The sequence below is a fragment of the Streptomyces monticola genome, assembly GCF_042665355.1.
Lineage (GTDB): Bacteria > Actinomycetota > Actinomycetes > Streptomycetales > Streptomycetaceae > Streptomyces > Streptomyces monticola.
Map to the genome: position 1 here is coordinate 24510 of NZ_JBHTCF010000026.1, position 15318 is coordinate 39827.

At 71.5% G+C, this 15318-nt stretch carries 12 protein-coding genes; 6 read left to right on the forward strand and 6 right to left on the reverse strand.

The genetic code is table 11. From position 1 onward, the window contains the following. Window positions 1-64: 64 nt before the first annotated feature. Window positions 65-1195, reverse strand: coding sequence for an SGNH/GDSL hydrolase family protein (locus ACFQVC_RS37595; protein ID WP_381839445.1), 1131 nt, complete (start codon window positions 1193-1195; stop codon window positions 65-67). A 296-nt stretch (window positions 1196-1491) separates the two neighbouring features. On the opposite strand from ACFQVC_RS37595, the gene ACFQVC_RS37600 reads away from it, so the two are divergent. Beyond that, window positions 1492-2886 carry a cystathionine beta-synthase gene (locus tag ACFQVC_RS37600; RefSeq protein ID WP_381839448.1) on the forward strand — a complete coding sequence of 465 codons (1395 nt, stop codon included), beginning with the start codon at window positions 1492-1494 and terminating at the stop codon, window positions 2884-2886. 429 nt (window positions 2887-3315) lie between these two features. On the opposite strand, the gene ACFQVC_RS37605 is transcribed toward ACFQVC_RS37600, so the two are convergent. Then, on the reverse strand, window positions 3316-4164 hold the full coding sequence (locus ACFQVC_RS37605) for a helix-turn-helix transcriptional regulator (protein ID WP_381839451.1): 849 nt from the start codon (window positions 4162-4164) through the stop codon (window positions 3316-3318). A 179-nt stretch (window positions 4165-4343) separates the two neighbouring features. Between ACFQVC_RS37605 and ACFQVC_RS37610 the strand changes: the two genes are divergently transcribed. Beyond that, window positions 4344-5105, forward strand: a complete 762-nt coding sequence (locus ACFQVC_RS37610) for an SDR family oxidoreductase (RefSeq protein ID WP_381839454.1) — start codon at window positions 4344-4346, stop codon at window positions 5103-5105. Between the two features lie 36 nt (window positions 5106-5141). On the opposite strand, the gene ACFQVC_RS37615 is transcribed toward ACFQVC_RS37610, so the two are convergent. After that, window positions 5142-5567, reverse strand: coding sequence for a hypothetical protein (locus ACFQVC_RS37615; RefSeq protein ID WP_381839457.1), 426 nt, complete (start codon window positions 5565-5567; stop codon window positions 5142-5144). Further along, window positions 5548-6987 (reverse strand): purine-cytosine permease family protein, encoded by a 1440-nt coding sequence (locus ACFQVC_RS37620; RefSeq protein WP_381839460.1) that lies wholly within the window; start codon window positions 6985-6987, stop codon window positions 5548-5550. Before ACFQVC_RS37620 ends, ACFQVC_RS37615 begins: the two co-directional genes overlap by 20 nt. A 128-nt stretch (window positions 6988-7115) precedes the next feature. Between ACFQVC_RS37620 and ACFQVC_RS37625 the strand changes: the two genes are divergently transcribed. After that, the gene (locus ACFQVC_RS37625; RefSeq protein ID WP_381839463.1) at window positions 7116-7952 is read left to right on the forward strand and encodes a MurR/RpiR family transcriptional regulator; all 837 of its coding nucleotides are present in this window, start codon (window positions 7116-7118) and stop codon (window positions 7950-7952) included. Window positions 7953-7995: 43 nt separating this feature from the next. Here ACFQVC_RS37625 and ACFQVC_RS37630 read toward each other — a convergent pair whose 3' ends face one another. After that, the gene (locus ACFQVC_RS37630) at window positions 7996-9363 is read right to left on the reverse strand and encodes an APC family permease (RefSeq protein WP_381839466.1); all 1368 of its coding nucleotides are present in this window, start codon (window positions 9361-9363) and stop codon (window positions 7996-7998) included. A gap of 139 nt (window positions 9364-9502) precedes the next feature. Beyond that, a complete protein-coding gene (locus ACFQVC_RS37635; protein ID WP_381839469.1) occupies window positions 9503-10894 on the reverse strand; it encodes a type III PLP-dependent enzyme domain-containing protein in 1392 nt (463 codons plus the stop codon). A gap of 125 nt (window positions 10895-11019) precedes the next feature. Here ACFQVC_RS37635 and hutU point away from each other — a divergent pair, with 125 nt between their 5' ends. The 3 genes from hutU to ACFQVC_RS37650 all read left to right on the forward strand — a co-directional run bounded on the left by hutU (window position 11020) and on the right by ACFQVC_RS37650 (window position 15301). Then, window positions 11020-12684 carry a urocanate hydratase gene (hutU, locus tag ACFQVC_RS37640; protein ID WP_381839472.1) on the forward strand — a complete coding sequence of 555 codons (1665 nt, stop codon included), beginning with the start codon at window positions 11020-11022 and terminating at the stop codon, window positions 12682-12684. Between the two features lie 68 nt (window positions 12685-12752). Further along, a complete protein-coding gene (locus tag ACFQVC_RS37645; RefSeq protein ID WP_381839617.1) occupies window positions 12753-13955 on the forward strand; it encodes an allantoate amidohydrolase in 1203 nt (400 codons plus the stop codon). Beyond that, complete coding sequence (locus ACFQVC_RS37650) at window positions 13946-15301, forward strand: formimidoylglutamate deiminase (protein WP_381839619.1); 1356 nt, start codon at window positions 13946-13948, stop codon at window positions 15299-15301. The genes ACFQVC_RS37645 and ACFQVC_RS37650 overlap by 10 nt, the downstream gene beginning before the upstream one ends. Window positions 15302-15318 lie beyond the last annotated feature (17 nt).

Sequence of the window (15318 nt, forward strand, 5' to 3'; positions counted from 1 at the left end):
GGGAGCTCCCTCGGTGCGGGTTGGGCAGGACCGTGAGGGAAGTTACCCCTACGTACGGCGAAGGTCACCGTCCAGGGCGTGTGACCCCTGCCTCTTTTCTAAGCGCTTGCTCAGACCCTTGCGCGGCGCCTTGCCCGGCCCCGGACCCGGCCCCGGAGGCCGGTTCGGCCGCGGAGGTCTCGCCCGGTGGGCCCTCGGGCGGCTGGATCCGCCGCCGGCGCCGGTGCTTGAGCAGGGCCCACGGACCCCGCGGGCCGGTCGGCATCGCCGCGGCGACCTCGGTGCCGCCCTCGGCCGCCGCCTCCGCCGCGGCCCTGGCCACCGGCAGGAAGCCCTCGTGCCGGGAGACGTCGGGGCGCTCTTCCTCGGGCCAGAGGCCCAGTGCCGCGCACACGGTCGGCAGGACGGCCATCGCCGCCGTCGCGTAGCCCTCGGCCGACGGGTGGTAGTTGTCCGGGCCGAACAGCTCGCGCGGGTTGGCGATGAACTCCGGTCCGAGCAGATCCCCGAGCGACACCGTCCGCCCGCCCTGCTCGACCGTGCCGATGGTCTGCGCCGCCGCGAGCTGCCGCGAGACCCGCCGGGCCAGCCAGCGCAGGGGCTGCTGCACCTGCTCCACCGAGCCCAGGTCGGGGCAGGTGCCGACCACCACTTCGGCGCCCGCGGTGCGCAGCCGGCGTACCGCGGCGGCCAGGCAGCGCACCGAGCGGGTGGGCGGCATCCGGTGGGTCACGTCATTGGCGCCGATCATGATCACGCAGACATCGGGCACGGCGGACGAGTTGGCGAGCAGCAGGGTGACCTGCCGGGCCAGGTCGTCGGACATCGCGCCCGGCAGAGCGACATTGCGCAGCACCACGGGGCGCTCGGCGACCGCGGCGAGACCCTGCGCGATCAGGGCGCCCGGGGTCTGCTTGGCCCGGTGCACACCCTGGCCCGCCGCCGTGGAGTCGCCCAGGAGCGTGAGGCGCAGCGGTGAGCGGTTGTCCAGGGGGTCGACGAAGGCCCTGCCGTACAAGCCGTCCGCGTTCGGCGGCTGCGGCGGCTCCGTGCCCCGTGGCGTACCCACATGCCGCTTGGCCATCTGTACCTCGGCCAGCAGCACACCCACCGTCGCCGCTCCAAGGAGCCCGACTCCGCCGCCGCCGTATGCCGCGCCCGCGGCGATCCGCCGTGCCACCCTCGCCCTCGACATGAACCGAAGCCACCTCCTTGTAGCGCCGTACATCAACTGCTTGCCCGGTAGGGACGGTGGGTCAATCTCCGACCCGGCCAGGGGGCGCAACATTGGCGACTCCTGGCGGCGCGGTGACGACGGGCCCGCGCCCCCGCAGGCAGCGGCCCGGCGCCCGCCGAGGGGGGTGCGGCAAGGCGCCTGGACCGCTCCGACGTCGGCTTTCGCCCGAGTCGCAGCGACCTCTGGCAGTCTGCCTCGCACCGCTCGAATTCCGCTTAGGCTGACCGCATTCCTAGGGAGAACCGGAGACAACGGTGCAATTCCACGACTCGATGATCAGTCTCGTCGGCAACACCCCGCTGCTGAGGCTCAACAACGTGACCGCGGGCATCAGGGCCACCGTCCTGGCCAAGGTCGAGTACTTCAACCCGGGCGGTTCGGTGAAGGACCGCATCGCGCTGCGCATGATCGAGGCCGCCGAGGCCAGTGGCGAGCTGCAGCCGGGTGGCACCATCGTCGAGCCGACCAGCGGCAACACCGGGGTCGGGCTTGCCATCGTGGCCCAGCAGAAGGGCTACAAGTGCGTCTTCGTCTGCCCGGACAAGGTCTCCACGGACAAGATCAATGTGCTGCGGGCGTACGGCGCGGAGGTCGTCGTCTGCCCCACGGCCGTCGACCCCGAGCACCCGGACTCGTACTACAACGTCTCCGACCGGCTGGTCCGTGAGACGCCCGGCGCCTGGAAGCCGGACCAGTACAGCAACCCGAACAATCCGCGCTCGCACTACGAGACGACCGGACCCGAGCTGTGGCAGCAGACGGACGGGAAGATCACCCATTTTGTGACGGGCATCGGCACCGGCGGCACCATCACCGGCACCGGCGGCTATCTGAAGGAGATCAGCGGGGGCCGGGTGCGGATCGTGGGCGCCGACCCCGAGGGCTCGGTCTACTCCGGGGGCTCGGGGCGGCCGTATCTCGTCGAGGGCGTCGGCGAGGACTTCTGGCCGACGGCGTACGACCGGAACGTCACCGACGAGATCGTCGCCGTATCCGACAAGGACTCCTTCCAGATGACCCGCCGCCTCGCCAAGGAGGAGGGCCTGCTCGTCGGCGGCTCCTGCGGCATGGCGGTCGTGGCGGCCCTGAAGGTGGCCGAGGGGCTCGGCCCCGATGACGTCGTGGTGGTCCTGCTGCCGGACTCGGGGCGCGGCTATCTGTCGAAGATCTTCAACGACGAGTGGATGAACGACTACGGCTTCCTGGAGCAGCCCGGTGACGCGCCGCGCGTCGGCGACGTCCTGGAGCACAAGGAAGGCGGTATCCCCAAGCTGGTGCACATGCACCCGGAGGAGACCGTCGGCGATGCCATCGACGTCCTTCGTGAGTACGGCGTCTCGCAGATGCCGATCGTGAAGCCGGGCGCGGGGCATCCGGATGTGATGGCGGCCGAGGTGATCGGCTCCGTGGTCGAACGCGAGCTCCTGGACGCCCTGTTCGCGCAGCGTGCCTCGCTCGCCGACCCGCTGGAGAAGCACATGTCGGCGCCGCTGCCGCAGGTCGGCTCGGGCGAGCCGGTGGCCGATCTGATGTCGGTGCTTTCGTCGGCGACGGGGGCGGACGCGGCGATCGTGCTTGTCGAGGGCAAGCCGACGGGTGTGGTGAGCAGGCAGGACCTGCTGGCCTTCCTGGCGCGGGACACGAAGTAGCGGGCTGCGGCGGGGTGTTGGGCGCGGTGCCGGCCGTCGCGACTGCGGGGTTCGTGGAAAAGGTACGAGCGCGACACGTCCGCGCAGCACTCGCTTAACACGGATCCGGCACATTAAGGGGTGTCGGCGGGGGAGGGAGCGGCTCCCCTCCTTGGCCGGCACCGAGCGGCGAGCAGGTACCTCCGGAGCGGCTCCCGGACCTCCTGAACGCCCTGGACGCGGAAGCCGGCCCTGACCCGGCCCGCGTCCCTCGCGGGGACCGCCGTCGTCCCGCCCTCCGGTTCGCCGGGGGTGCGGCGGTCCCCGCGCAATCGCTCCGCTTGGCTTGGGTTGTCGGGTTTACGTCACTTGTGACCTTGCTGTCGGGGTGCTTGCCGCTACATCGGCCTGCGGCCTCGTCCTCAAACGCCGGACGGGCTGATTGAGCCCTCAGGCGGTGGACGGGCTGGTCGGTGCCCAGCTGCCCAGGAGCGCCAGGCGTTCTGCTGTTTCTGAGCCCGGGGTCGGGGTGTAGACGACCAGGAGTTGGTCCGGGTCGCCGGGGAGGGTGAGGGTTTCGTAGGGGATGGTCAGGAGGCCCGCCACGGGGTGCTGGATGCGCTTGATGCCGTGGGTTTTCTCCTTGACCTGGTGGTCGGCCCAGAGGCGGCGGAAGTCGGCGCTCTTCAGGGACAACTCGCCCACCAGCGCGGCCAGTTGCTTGTCCTCCGGGTGGCGGCCCGCGTCCAGGCGCAGATACGCCACCGTCTCCGCCGCCACCGCGGCCCAGTCCGGGTAGCAGTCGCGGGCGGACGGGTCGAGGAAGACCTGGCGCAGGACGTTGCGCTCCCGTGGGCTCTGGGTGCTGTAGCCGAGCAGGGCGTCGCCCATCGCGTTCCAGGCGAGGACGTCCATACGGCGCCCGAAGACGAAGGCCGGCGCCTTCTCGATGGTGTCGAGCAGCAACTGCAGCCCGGGGCGCACCTTCTGGGAGCCGCCGCAAGGGCGGCCCTGCTTCGGGGCGCGCTTGGCGGGCCTGGCCACGTCGTGCAGATGCGCGTGCTCGGTCTCGTCCAGCTTCAGGACCCGGGCGACCGCGTCCAGGACGGCGTCCGAGACGCTCTGGCCCCGGCCCTGCTCCAGGCGGATGTAGTAGTCGACGCTCACGCCCGCCAGCTGGGCCACCTCCTCGCGGCGCAGGCCGGGCACCCGGCGCCGCCCGTGCGCCGGCAGGCCCACGTCCTGTGGCTGGATACGGGCGCGCCGTGAGCGCAGGAAGTCTCCGAGGTCTCCGTCCATGGGGTGAGCCTAGGACAGCCGTGCGGATCGAGCCTGGTACTGCCGGACCTAGGAAAACCCCTGCTCTGGGTACGGGCCTTGGATCCGCGCAGAGTCGTTCCCGTCAACGGCGAGGGGCCATGGCACGACGCCACGGCTGCACACCGCCGCACCAGGACACGACACAGGGAGCGACCCTCATGACGTACGAGAACCTCGTCGGCCGTACCGCCGTCGTCACCGGCGCCGCCAGCGGTATCGGAGCCGCGACTGCCGGACTGCTCGCCGCGAACGGGGCCCGGGTCGCGCTGCTCGCCCGGCGTGCCGAGCGGCTCGAAGAGGTGGCCGAGAAGATCCGCGCCGGGGGCGGGCAGGCCCTCACGGTCGTCGCGGACGTCACCGACGACGCCTCCGTGGACGCGGCGGTGGCCCGGGTGCACGCGGAGTTCGGGCCTGTGGACCTGGTGGTGAACAACGCCGGTGTGATGCTGCCCAACCCGCTGGAGCTCGGGCGGCTCGACGAGTGGCAGCGGATGGTGGACACCAACGTGACCGGCGCCCTGCGGGTGATCCGGGCCTTCACCGCCGATCTGCTCGCGGCCGCGGAGGCGGGCCGCACGGCGGATCTGGTCGATATCTCCTCGATCGGCGCGCACACGGTCTTCCCCAACTACGCGGTGTACGGGGCGACCAAGGCCGCGCTGACCTTCCTGTCGGAGTCGCTGCGCAGCGAGCTTGGCCCGCGCGACGTACGCGTCACCAACATCGAACCCGGCCTCACCGAGAGCGAGTTGCGCGGGCACATCGACAACGGGGAGCTGTCGGAGCAGCTGGACGGGTTGTTCGGGGCGGTCGGGGCGATGTCGGCGGAGGATCTCGCGGATGTGATCGCGTACACCACCAGCCGTCCGCGCCACGTCAATCTGCGGCAGGTCATCGTGCTTCCCACCCGCCAGGCGTAGGTCCGTGCCGTCAGCCCTACCGGTGCCGCGCCGGGCTCAGTCCTCCCAGTCGGAGTCCCGGGCGCGCCGGTCGCGGCCCCGGCCGAAGTGCGGGAAGCGGTGCAGGGATGCCACCGCGTTGACTCCGACGATGCCGCCCCAGGCGACGATCAGGCCCGCGAGGCCGGCGTTCACCGCGGCGACGGCGGTGAGCGGGACCGCGAGGATCAGTGAGACCAGGCCGAAGCCGAAGCGCTCGCCCCAGCCGTCCGTGGGCTGCGGCGAGCGGGCGCCGCGGGCCACGGCCATCTGCTGCTCGGCGAGCCGGCGGCGGACGCCGCGGTCCACGGTGGTGTCGACGCGCTGCTCGACCTTCTCCAGGAATGACTCGACGAGCGCCGAGTCGTACTCCTCGCCCAGCTCTCGGCGGGTCTGCAGGGTGGCGTCGAGTTCCTTCTTGAGTTCAGGGTCGCGGGCTTCCATGCTCTTGACGGTACGGAGCGGGGGCGGCGGGCGCAGTGGGGCTAACCCCCGATTCGTCCCCCGTGTTTCCCCTACGGGAAGCCAGTGCCCAGTACAGGGCGGCCGGCACGAGCAGGCCCACGATCCAGGAGATGTCGGCGCCGCCGAGTGGCTCCACGAGGGGGCCCGTGTAGAAGTGGGTGACCAGGAACGGCAGCTGCGTGGCGAGCCCGATGACGTACACGGACAGCGCGTCCCAGCGCCAGGCCCCGTACCGCCCGTGCGGGTCGGACAGGGCGTCCAGGTCGTAGCGCTCCTTGGAGATCAGGTAGTAGTCGACCAGGTTGATCGCCGACCAGGGCGTGAAGAAGGTCAGCAGGAACAGCAGGAAGTCCTTGAAGGCGGTCAGGAAGCTGTCCTTGCCCAGGAGCGCCACCGCGGTGCCCGCGACCATGATCAGGGCTATGTAGAGCGCCCGGCCCTTCGGTGAGAGGACCTTCTGGCCGCGGAATCCGCTGATGCTGGTGACGATCGACATAAAGCCGCCGTAGGTGTTCAGAACGTTGATCGTCAGCTTGCCGAGCGCGATCACGAAGTACAGGAACGCGGCGACGAGGCCGGTGCCGCCCAGGCCGACCACGTAACTGACCTGGTTGGCCATGAAGGCGTCACCGGCCGTCGCCGCGACCAGGACGCCGAAGGTCATCGACCACTGCGAGCCGAGCGCCGAGCCGGAGAGGGTCCACCAGAAGGTGGCGCGGCCGGAGGTGGTGCGCGGCAGATAGCGCGAGTAGTCCGCGACATACGGCCCGAACGCCAGCTGCCAGGAGGCCGAGAGCGACACCGCGAGCAGGAACATCGGCAGGTCGAAGTGGGCGTCGGCGAGCAGCGCCGAGAGGTCCGCGCGCTCCAGGAGGCGGGCGCCGAGATAGACGAAGGCCAGGGCGCAGATGACGCTGGCGGCCCGGCCCACGGCGTGGATCATCCGGTAGCCGACGGCCGCCATCACCCCGGAGGCGAGAGCGAAGATCAGGATGCCGGGGGTCTCGCCGAGGTGGGTCAGCTCGCCGACCGCCTGCCCGGCGAGGACGCTGCCGGACGCGAAGAACCCGATGTACATCAGGATCACGAGGCACAGCGGTACGACGGCGCCGCGCACCCCGAACTGGGCCCGGGACTGGATCATTTGGGGCAGTCCGAGCTTCGGCCCCTGGGCGGAGTGCAGGGCCATCACGGCCCCGCCGACGAGATTGCCGGTGACCAGACCGATGACCGACCAGACCACGTCACCGCCGAAGACGACCGCGAGGGCGCCGGTGACGACCGCGGTGATCTGGAGGTTGGCGCCCAGCCAGAGAGTGAACTGGGAGAAGGCGGTGCCGTGCCGCTCCTCGTCCGGTACGACGTCGATCGAGCGCTGTTCCACGAGTGAGCCGGCCATCTGTCCCCCAGCCTGGTTGCCCGTCTGCATATCCTCATGCAGAGTTCTGGGTGACTGAATAGATTGTCAATGCCCTGGTGTAAAACACTGGTTACTCGCTCGCCACCGGTTACGAAGGAGGGGGCCCGATGACCGACAGTCCGGCCGCCCGGCTGCAGCAGCTCTTCGAGGGCCACCGGCTCACGCCCACCCAGCGCCGGATCGCGCACTGCATGGTGCGCCGCGCCGCCGATGTCCCCTTCCTGTCCAGCGTGGAGCTCGCCGACCTCGCCGGGGTCAGCCAGCCCTCGGTCACCCGGTTCGCGGTCGCGCTCGGCTTCGACGGCTACCCGGCGCTGCGCAGACATCTGCGCGAGGTGACTCCGGGGGAGCCCGCCCCGGCCGCGGCCGAGCGCAACGAGTACCAGCAGGCCGTCGAGGCCGAGATCGAGAATCTGCGGCATCTGGCGGCCGCACTCGCCGACCCGGGCCCGGTGGAGCGGGCCGGCCGGCTGCTCGCCGCGTCCCGGCCGCTGCCGGTGCTCGGGCTGCGCGCGGCGGCGTCCCAGGCGTACGGCTTCTCGTACTTCGCCGCCAAGGTTCACCCCGATGTCCGTCTCCTCGACGAGGGCGGCTCCATGCTCGCCGACCGGATCGACGGAGCGGTCCGCGCGGGTGCGTCGGCGCTGCTGTGCTTCGCGCTGCCGCGGCACCCGCGCGAGGTGGTCGAGGCGCTCACCCACGCGCGGGACGCGGGCCTGACCGTGGTCACGGTCGCGGACAGCGCCTTCGCGCCGGTGGCGAAGGTCTCGGACCTGCTGATCCCGGCGGCGGTCGGCACGGGCCTCGCCTTCGACACCGCGTGCGCCCCGATGCTGCTCGGGCGGGTGCTGCTGGAGGTGATGTGCGACGGACTGCCGGACGCCCAGGCGCGGTTGGAGCAGTTCGACGCCCGGGCGGCGGAGCGTGGCCTTTTCGTGGAGTAGCGGAGCGTGGCCTTTTCGTGGAGTAGGCCTGGGGTGTTCGCTCTTACGTATCGGACGCCTTCAGGGCCACCTTGTTGACCACCCACAGCGCCACCCCGATCGCCACGAGCACCCCGGCGCGGATGTAGACCTCCGCCGGACGGTCGGCAAGGGGGCTGGCCAGGATCAGGGCCGTGACCGCGCCCAGTACCGGCAGGATCGTGGGCGCCCTGAAGTGCTCGTGCTCCACCGGGTCGCGGCGCAGCACGAGCACCGCCACGTTGACCACCGCGAACACACAGAGCAGCAGGAACGCCGTGGTGTCGCCGAGGCCCTCGATCTCGCCGGTCGAGACCAGGCCGATCGCCAGGACCGAGACGAAGACGATGCCGACGACCGGGGTGCGGCGCCGGGGCAGGACGCGGCCCATGGCGCGCGGCAGGATCCGTTCGTTGGCCATGCCGTAGCAGAGCCGCGAGGCCATCATGATGTTGATCAGGGCCGAGTTGGTGACCGCGAACAGCGCGATCAGGGCGAAGAGTTTGTGCGGGAAGTCGATCCCGCCCGCCTTGACGACTTCGAGCAGCGGGCCGCTGGAGCCCGCCAGGGTCTTGTGGTCGACCAGGAGCGACGAGACCAGGGCGACCAGGACATAGATCGTGCCGGTGACCGCGACGCCGATGAAGATGGCCCGCGGGAAGGTGCGGACCGGGTCCTTGGTCTCCTCCGCCATGTTCACCGAGTCCTCGAAGCCGACGAAGGCGAAGAAGCCGAGTGCGGTGGCCCCGAGGATGCCGGTCATCAGGGCGTATCCGCTGCCCGTCGACTCGAACTCGCCCAGCCTGGACGGCTCTCCGCCCCCGGTCATGACCGCGTACGCGCCGATCGCGAGGATGATCATGAGTCCGGTCAGCTCGACCACGGTGAGGACGACGTTCGTCTTCACGGACTCCGAGACGCCGCGCAGGTTCAGGGCGGCCAGGGCCAGGATGAACAGGATCGCGACGAGCGTGGGCGGCAGCGCGCCCGCGGTGAGTTCGCTGAGGTAGTCACCGCTGAAGGCGCGGGCGGCGGCGCTCGCGGAGGCGAGCCCCGAGCACATCACCATGAAGGCGATGATGAAGGTCAGGAACGGGACCTTGAACGCCTTCTGGGTGTAGAGCGCGGCCCCGGCCGCCTTCGGGTACTTGCCGACGAGTTCGACGTACGAGGCCGCTGTCAGGATCGCCACGACGAAGCCGATCACGAACGGCAGCCACAGTGCGCCGCCGACCTTCCCCGCGACCTTCCCGGTGGTGGCGTAGATGCCGGTGCCGAGGATGTCGCCGATCACGAACAGGATGAGGAGCCCGGGGCCGATGGCCCGTTTCAGCTCCGGCCGTGCCGGTTCTTCCTCGACCGGCCCCGCGGCGGATGAGTCGGTGGTGGACAACTGGTACCTCCCCCGATCGGTGATACGTCGGTGGAAGTTCTGCCCGTGCGCCGGGCCGCAATGCGCGCCCCGCCGATCTCAGAGGTTCCTCAGAGGTTCACAGCGAGCCGACGGCCTTTCACGGTGAAATGAGGGCTGTTCACAGCGAGTCGAGGGCCCGGGTGTGCGCGCCGCCCGACTCCGCGACCAGTTCCTCGGGCGTCTGCGGCGTGCGCACCGTCGCGAAGCGCACCGCGCCCCCGTCCGGCCCGCCTGCTCCGTCCGCACCGTCCGTGCCGGCCGAGAAGCCGTAAACGCCGGGCCTGGCAAGGCTGTTGTACGCGTAGTGGTGGGCGAAGTAGTACGCGCCGGTGTCCAGGGCGGCCGCGTAGTCCCCGGCCTGAAGCAGCGGCAGCGGGCGGTTCTCGGCGAGCAGATCGCCCGCGAAACAGGCGGGTCCGGCCACGTCCTGGGCGACGGCGGGGCCCGTCTTGGGCCGCCCCTTCGCGTCGTACGCGGCGATCCGCAGCGGCCACGAGTCCGGGGCGTAGACCGTGCGGGCGGCCACCTGCGCACCGGCGTGGGTGATCGCGATGGGACGGTTGCCCGCGGCCTTGGTGTACTCGACGCGGGCCACGATCGTGCCGTGCTTGGCGAGCAGGGAGCGGCCGAACTCGGTGACGAGGCCGTAGCGCCCGTCGAAGAGCCCCGGCACCTCGCGCTTGAGCAGCCGGGCGTACGCCGCGAACGTGGGCGTCTCGGCGTCGGAGCCGAAGTTGACCGGCAGACCGCCGCCGATGTCGATGGTGTCGACCTGCCGCCTGCCCGCCAACTGGTTGATCTCCTCGGCGAGTTCATAGGTCACGCGGACGCCCTCGGCGAGCAGTTCCAGGGGGATTCCCTGGGAGCCCGAGTGGGTGTGCAGACGGGTCAGCCAGGGGCGGTCGAGGAAGGCGCGTACGACCCACTCGCGGGCCCCCTCGTCCCGCAGGCCGACCCCGAACTTCGAGGTGGCGGTGGCCGTGGAGAGCGCCCCGATGGAGCCCCCGCCGATCTGCGGGTTCACGCGCAGGCCGACCGGGGAGCGGGTCGGCGCGGACCGGGTGAGGGTGTCGATACGGGAGATTTCCTGCGGGTTGTCGGCATTGACGGCGATGCCGAGCGCGAGGGCCTGGCGCAGCTCGGCCGGGGTCTTGGCGGGGGAGTCGAGGACGGTGTGCGCGGGCCTGACGCCGGCGGCGCTGACCAGGGCGAGCTCACCCGGACTCGCCACCTCGGCCCCGATGCGCTCCTTGTTCAGGAGCCGCAGCACGGGCACGAGGGGGCAGGCCTTGACGGCGAAGGCGTGCAGGACGGGGGCCGTGGTCACCTCGGCGAACGCGGCGCGCAGGGCGGCGGCCGAGCGCCGGATGCCGGTGATGTCGAGCAGGGCGGCGAGCGGGGCGTCCGGGCCGACGATCCCTTGCTCGACGGCGGCGCGTACGGCCTCGTCACGGCGGGCGGCCGCCGCGGCGGCACGGGGATCGGGGGAGAACGCTGTCGTGGCGTCCATGTCACCTATGGCCATTGATCCAGCCAATCATCACGAGCCGCGCCCCGCAGACGCACCCGTGTATTGACTAGACCTATTCAGAGAACCAGGATGTGAATAGACGTGCCAACTCAAGGAGGCAGACCATGTCAGGACCCCGGCCCGTTCGAGCCCCGCGCGGTACGGAACTGAGCGCCCTGGGATGGCAGCAGGAAGCCGCGCTGCGGATGCTGCAGAACAACCTGGACCCCGAGGTCGCCGAGCACCCCGACAAGCTCGTCGTCTACGGCGGCACCGGCAAGGCGGCCCGTGACTGGCGCTCCTTCGACGCGATGGTGCGCACGCTGCGGACCCTGAAGCAGGACGAGACGATGCTCGTCCAGTCGGGCCGCCCCGTCGGTGTCATGCAGACCCACGAGTGGGCGCCGCGCGTCCTGATCGCCAACTCCAACCTGGTCGGCGACTGGGCGAACTGGGAGGAGTTCCGCCGCCTGGAGGCCCTCGGCCTCACGATGTACGGCCAGATGACCGCCGGTTCCTGGATCTACATCGGCACGCAGGGCATCCTCCAGGGCACGTACGAGACGTTCGCCGCGGTCGCCGCGAAGAAGTTCAACGGCACGCTCGCCGGGACGATCACCCTCACCGCCGGTCTCGGCGGCATGGGCGGCGCCCAGCCCCTCGCGGTCACCATGAACGACGGCGTCGCGATCTGTATCGACTGCGACCCGCGGGCGATCGAGCGCCGGATCGAGCACAAGTACCTGGACGTCAAGGCCGATTCCCTGGAGCACGCGCTCCAGCTCGCCGTCGAGGCCCGCGACGCCCGCCGTCCGCTCTCCATCGGCCTGCTCGGCAACGCGGCCGACCTGCTGCCGCGCATGCTCGCCGAGTCCGCGCCCATCGACATCGTCACGGACCAGACCTCGGCCCACGACCCGCTGGCGTACCTCCCGGTGGGTGTCGAGTTCGACGAGATGGCGTCGTACGCGGCGAAGGACCCGGCGGGCTTCACCACCCGCGCACGTGAGTCCATGGCCCGGCACGTCGAGGCCATGGTGGGCTTCATGGACGCGGGCGCCGAGGTCTTCGACTACGGCAACTCGATCCGCGGCGAGGCTCAACTCGCGGGCTACGACCGGGCGTTCGCGTTCCCCGGCTTCGTGCCGGCGTATATCCGCCCGCTCTTCTGCGAGGGCAAGGGCCCGTTCCGCTGGGCGGCCCTTTCGGGCGAGGCGTCCGACATCCACAAGACGGACAAGGCGATCCTCGACCTCTTCCCGGAGAACGAGTCCCTGCACCGCTGGATCAAGATGGCGGGGGAGAGGGTCCACTTCCAGGGCCTCCCGGCGCGCATCTGCTGGCTCGGCTACGGCGAGCGGGACCGCGCGGGCGAGCGCTTCAACGACATGGTGGCGAGCGGGGAGTTGCAGGCTCCGCTGGCGATCGGCCGCGACCACCTGGACTGCGGCTCGGTGGCATCCCCGTACCGCGAGACGGAAGCCATGCTCGACGGCTCCGACGCGATCGCCGACTGGCCGCTCCTGAACGCCATGGTGAACGTGGCCTCCGGTGCGTCCTGGGTCTCCCTCCACCACGGCGGCGGCGTCGGCATGGGCCGCTCCATCCACGCGGGCCAGGTGACGGTGGCGGACGGCACGCCCCTGGCCGGCGAGAAGGTGCGCCGCGTCCTGACGAACGACCCGGGGATGGGCGTGATCAGGCACGTCGACGCGGGTTACGACGGCGCCGAGTCGGTGGCGGCGGACCGGGGTGTGCGCATTCCGATGCGTGAGGGGTCGGCGGAGTGAGCATCCCGCACGAGCGGGGGCCCGGGAGCGGAGCCCCCGGGGCAGGAACCCCGCCCACCTTCCAGCAGATGTGGCGGGACCTGGCCCCCGTCGGCCGCCACCCGGACACCGGGGGCTACCGCCGCTTCGCCTGGACCCCCGCGGACGCGGACTGCCGGGCGTGGTTCAAGGAGCAGGCCGAATCCCGCGGCCTCGCCCACGAGCTCGACCGCAACGGCAACCAGTGGGCCTGGCTCGGCGACCCGCACGCGGGAGAGGCGGTCGTCACCGGCTCCCACCTCGACTCCGTCCCCGACGGCGGCGCCTTCGACGGCCCCCTCGGCGTCGTCTCGTCCTTCGCGGCGCTCGACGAACTGAGGGCGCGCGGAGCCGAGTTCACCCGCCCCCTCGCGATCGTGAACTTCGGCGACGAAGAGGGCGCGCGGTTCGGTCTGGCCTGCGTCGGCTCCCGGCTGACCGCGGGGCAGCTGAGCCGCGAGAAGGCGTACGAGCTGACGGACGCCGACGGGATCACGCTGCCGCAGGCGATGGAGCGGGCCGGCCACGACCCGGAGCGGATCGGCCCCGACCCCGAGCGCCTCGCCCGTATCGGCGCGTTCGTCGAGCTGCATGTCGAGCAGGGCCGCGCCCTGGACCTGAGCGGCGACCGGATCGGCATCGCCAGCGCCATCTGGCCGCACGGCCGCTGGCGCTTCGACTTCCGGGGCGAGGCCAACCACGCGGGCACCACCCGCCTGACCGACCGCCGGGACCCGATGCTGTCGTACGCCGAGACCGTCCTGGCCGCCCGGAGGGAGGCCGAACTCGCGGGCGCCCTCGCCACGTTCGGCAAGATCTCGGTCGAGCCGAACGGCGTGAACGCCATCCCGTCCCTGGTCCGCGGCTGGCTCGACTCGCGCGCCGCCGACCAGGAGAGCCTCGACACCACGGTCACGGCGATCGAGAAGGCGGCCCGCGAGTACGCGGAGCGGCACGGCATCGACCTCACCGTCGTACGGGAGTCCTTCACGCCCGTCGTGGAGTTCGAGCACGCCCTGCGCGACGAACTCGGCCGGATCCTCGGCGCCCGCACCGACCTGACGGCCCCCGTCCTCGGCACGGGCGCGGGACACGACGCCGGAATCCTCTCCGGCTCGGTCCCGACGGCCATGCTGTTCGTACGCAACCCCACGGGCGTCTCGCACTCCCCGGCCGAGCACGCGGCCGAGGACGACTGCGTGGCCGGGGTGCTCGCCCTCGCCGACGTACTGGAAGGACTGGCCTGCAAGTGACGGGAACGACGCAGACGTACTGGCTGGAACAGGCCTGGCTCGAGACCAATGTCGAACCCGGCGTGGTGGTGGAGACCGCGCCGGACGACGGCCGGATCACCGCCGTACGCAAGGGAGTCGAGACCCCGCCGCCCGGCGCCACGGCGCTGCGCGGCCTGACCGTCCCCGGCCTGGCCAACACCCACTCGCACGCCTTCCACCGCGCCCTGCGCTCCACGGTGCAGGTCGGCTCGGGCACGTTCTGGACGTGGCGCGAGGTGATGTACCAGGTGGCGGCGCGGCTCACCCCCGAGACGTACTACGCGCTCGCACGGGCGGTGTACGCGGAGATGGCGCTCGCGGGCGTCACGGCGGTCGGCGAGTTCCACTACGTCCACCACGCGCCCGGAGGCACGCCCTACGACGACCCCAACGCGATGGGCGAGGCGCTGATCGCGGCGGCGCGGGACGCGGGCATCCGCATCACGCTGCTCGACACGGCGTATCTGTCCTCGGGCTTCGGCGCCGCCCCCGACCGCCACCAGCTGCGCTTCTCCGACCGCACGGCGGACTCGTGGGCCGAGCGGGCCGCGGCGCTCAAGGACGGCGACGGGGTACGGATCGGGGCGGCGATCCACTCCGTACGGGCCGTACCCGCCGGGCAGTTGGGCACGGTCGCCGAGTGGGCCCGCGGCCGCGGCGCCCCGCTGCACGTCCACCTCTCGGAGCAGACCGCCGAGAACGACGCCTGCCAGGCCGCCCACGGCTGCACGCCCACCCGGCTGCTCGCCGACCACGGCGTCCTCGGCCCCGGCACGACCGGCGTCCACAACACACATCTGACGGCCGACGACATCCGGCTCATCGGCGGCTCAGGCACGGGCACCTGCATGTGCCCCACCACGGAACGCGACCTGGCCGACGGCATCGGCCCGGCGGCGGCCCTGCAGGAGGCGGGCTCCCCGCTGTCCCTCGGCTCCGACAGCCACGCCGTGATCGACCTCCTGGAGGAGGCGCGGGCCCTGGAGCTCGACGAGCGCCTGCGCACCCGCACCCGAGGCCACTGGACGGCGGCGGCACTGCTGCGGGCGGCGTCGGCAGACGGCCACGCGGCGCTGGGGTGGGCTGACGCAGGCACGCTGGAGGAAGGGGCGCTCGCGGACTTCGCGACGGTCGCGCTCGACTCGGTCCGTACGGCAGGGGTGCTGCCGCGGATGGGGGCGGAGGCGGCGGTGTTCGCGGCGTCGGCGGCGGATGTGCGCCACACGATCGTGGGTGGCCGCCAGATCGTCCGTGACGGGGCGCACGCGCTGCTCCCGGACGTGCCGTCGGCCCTGGCGGACGCGATCGGCGCGCTCCGTTCGTAAGCGTGAGCCGTGCTGTA

Bases quoted from the DNA above. Each gene is read 5' to 3' on its own strand.
- ACFQVC_RS37595 (WP_381839445.1), bottom strand. From the start codon at position 1,195: ATGTCGAGGGCGAGGGTGGCACGGCGGATCGCCGCGGGCGCGGCATAC.
- ACFQVC_RS37605 (WP_381839451.1), bottom strand. From the start codon at position 4,164: ATGGACGGAGACCTCGGAGACTTCCTGCGCTCACGGCGCGCCCGTATC.
- ACFQVC_RS37610 (WP_381839454.1), top strand. From the start codon at position 4,344: ATGACGTACGAGAACCTCGTCGGCCGTACCGCCGTCGTCACCGGCGCC.
- ACFQVC_RS37615 (WP_381839457.1), bottom strand. From the start codon at position 5,567: ATGGAAGCCCGCGACCCTGAACTCAAGAAGGAACTCGACGCCACCCTG.
- ACFQVC_RS37620 (WP_381839460.1), bottom strand. From the start codon at position 6,987: ATGGCCGGCTCACTCGTGGAACAGCGCTCGATCGACGTCGTACCGGAC.
- ACFQVC_RS37625 (WP_381839463.1), top strand. From the start codon at position 7,116: ATGACCGACAGTCCGGCCGCCCGGCTGCAGCAGCTCTTCGAGGGCCAC.
- ACFQVC_RS37635 (WP_381839469.1), bottom strand. From the start codon at position 10,894: ATGGACGCCACGACAGCGTTCTCCCCCGATCCCCGTGCCGCCGCGGCG.
- hutU (WP_381839472.1), top strand. From the start codon at position 11,020: ATGTCAGGACCCCGGCCCGTTCGAGCCCCGCGCGGTACGGAACTGAGC.
- ACFQVC_RS37645 (WP_381839617.1), top strand. From the start codon at position 12,753: ATGTGGCGGGACCTGGCCCCCGTCGGCCGCCACCCGGACACCGGGGGC.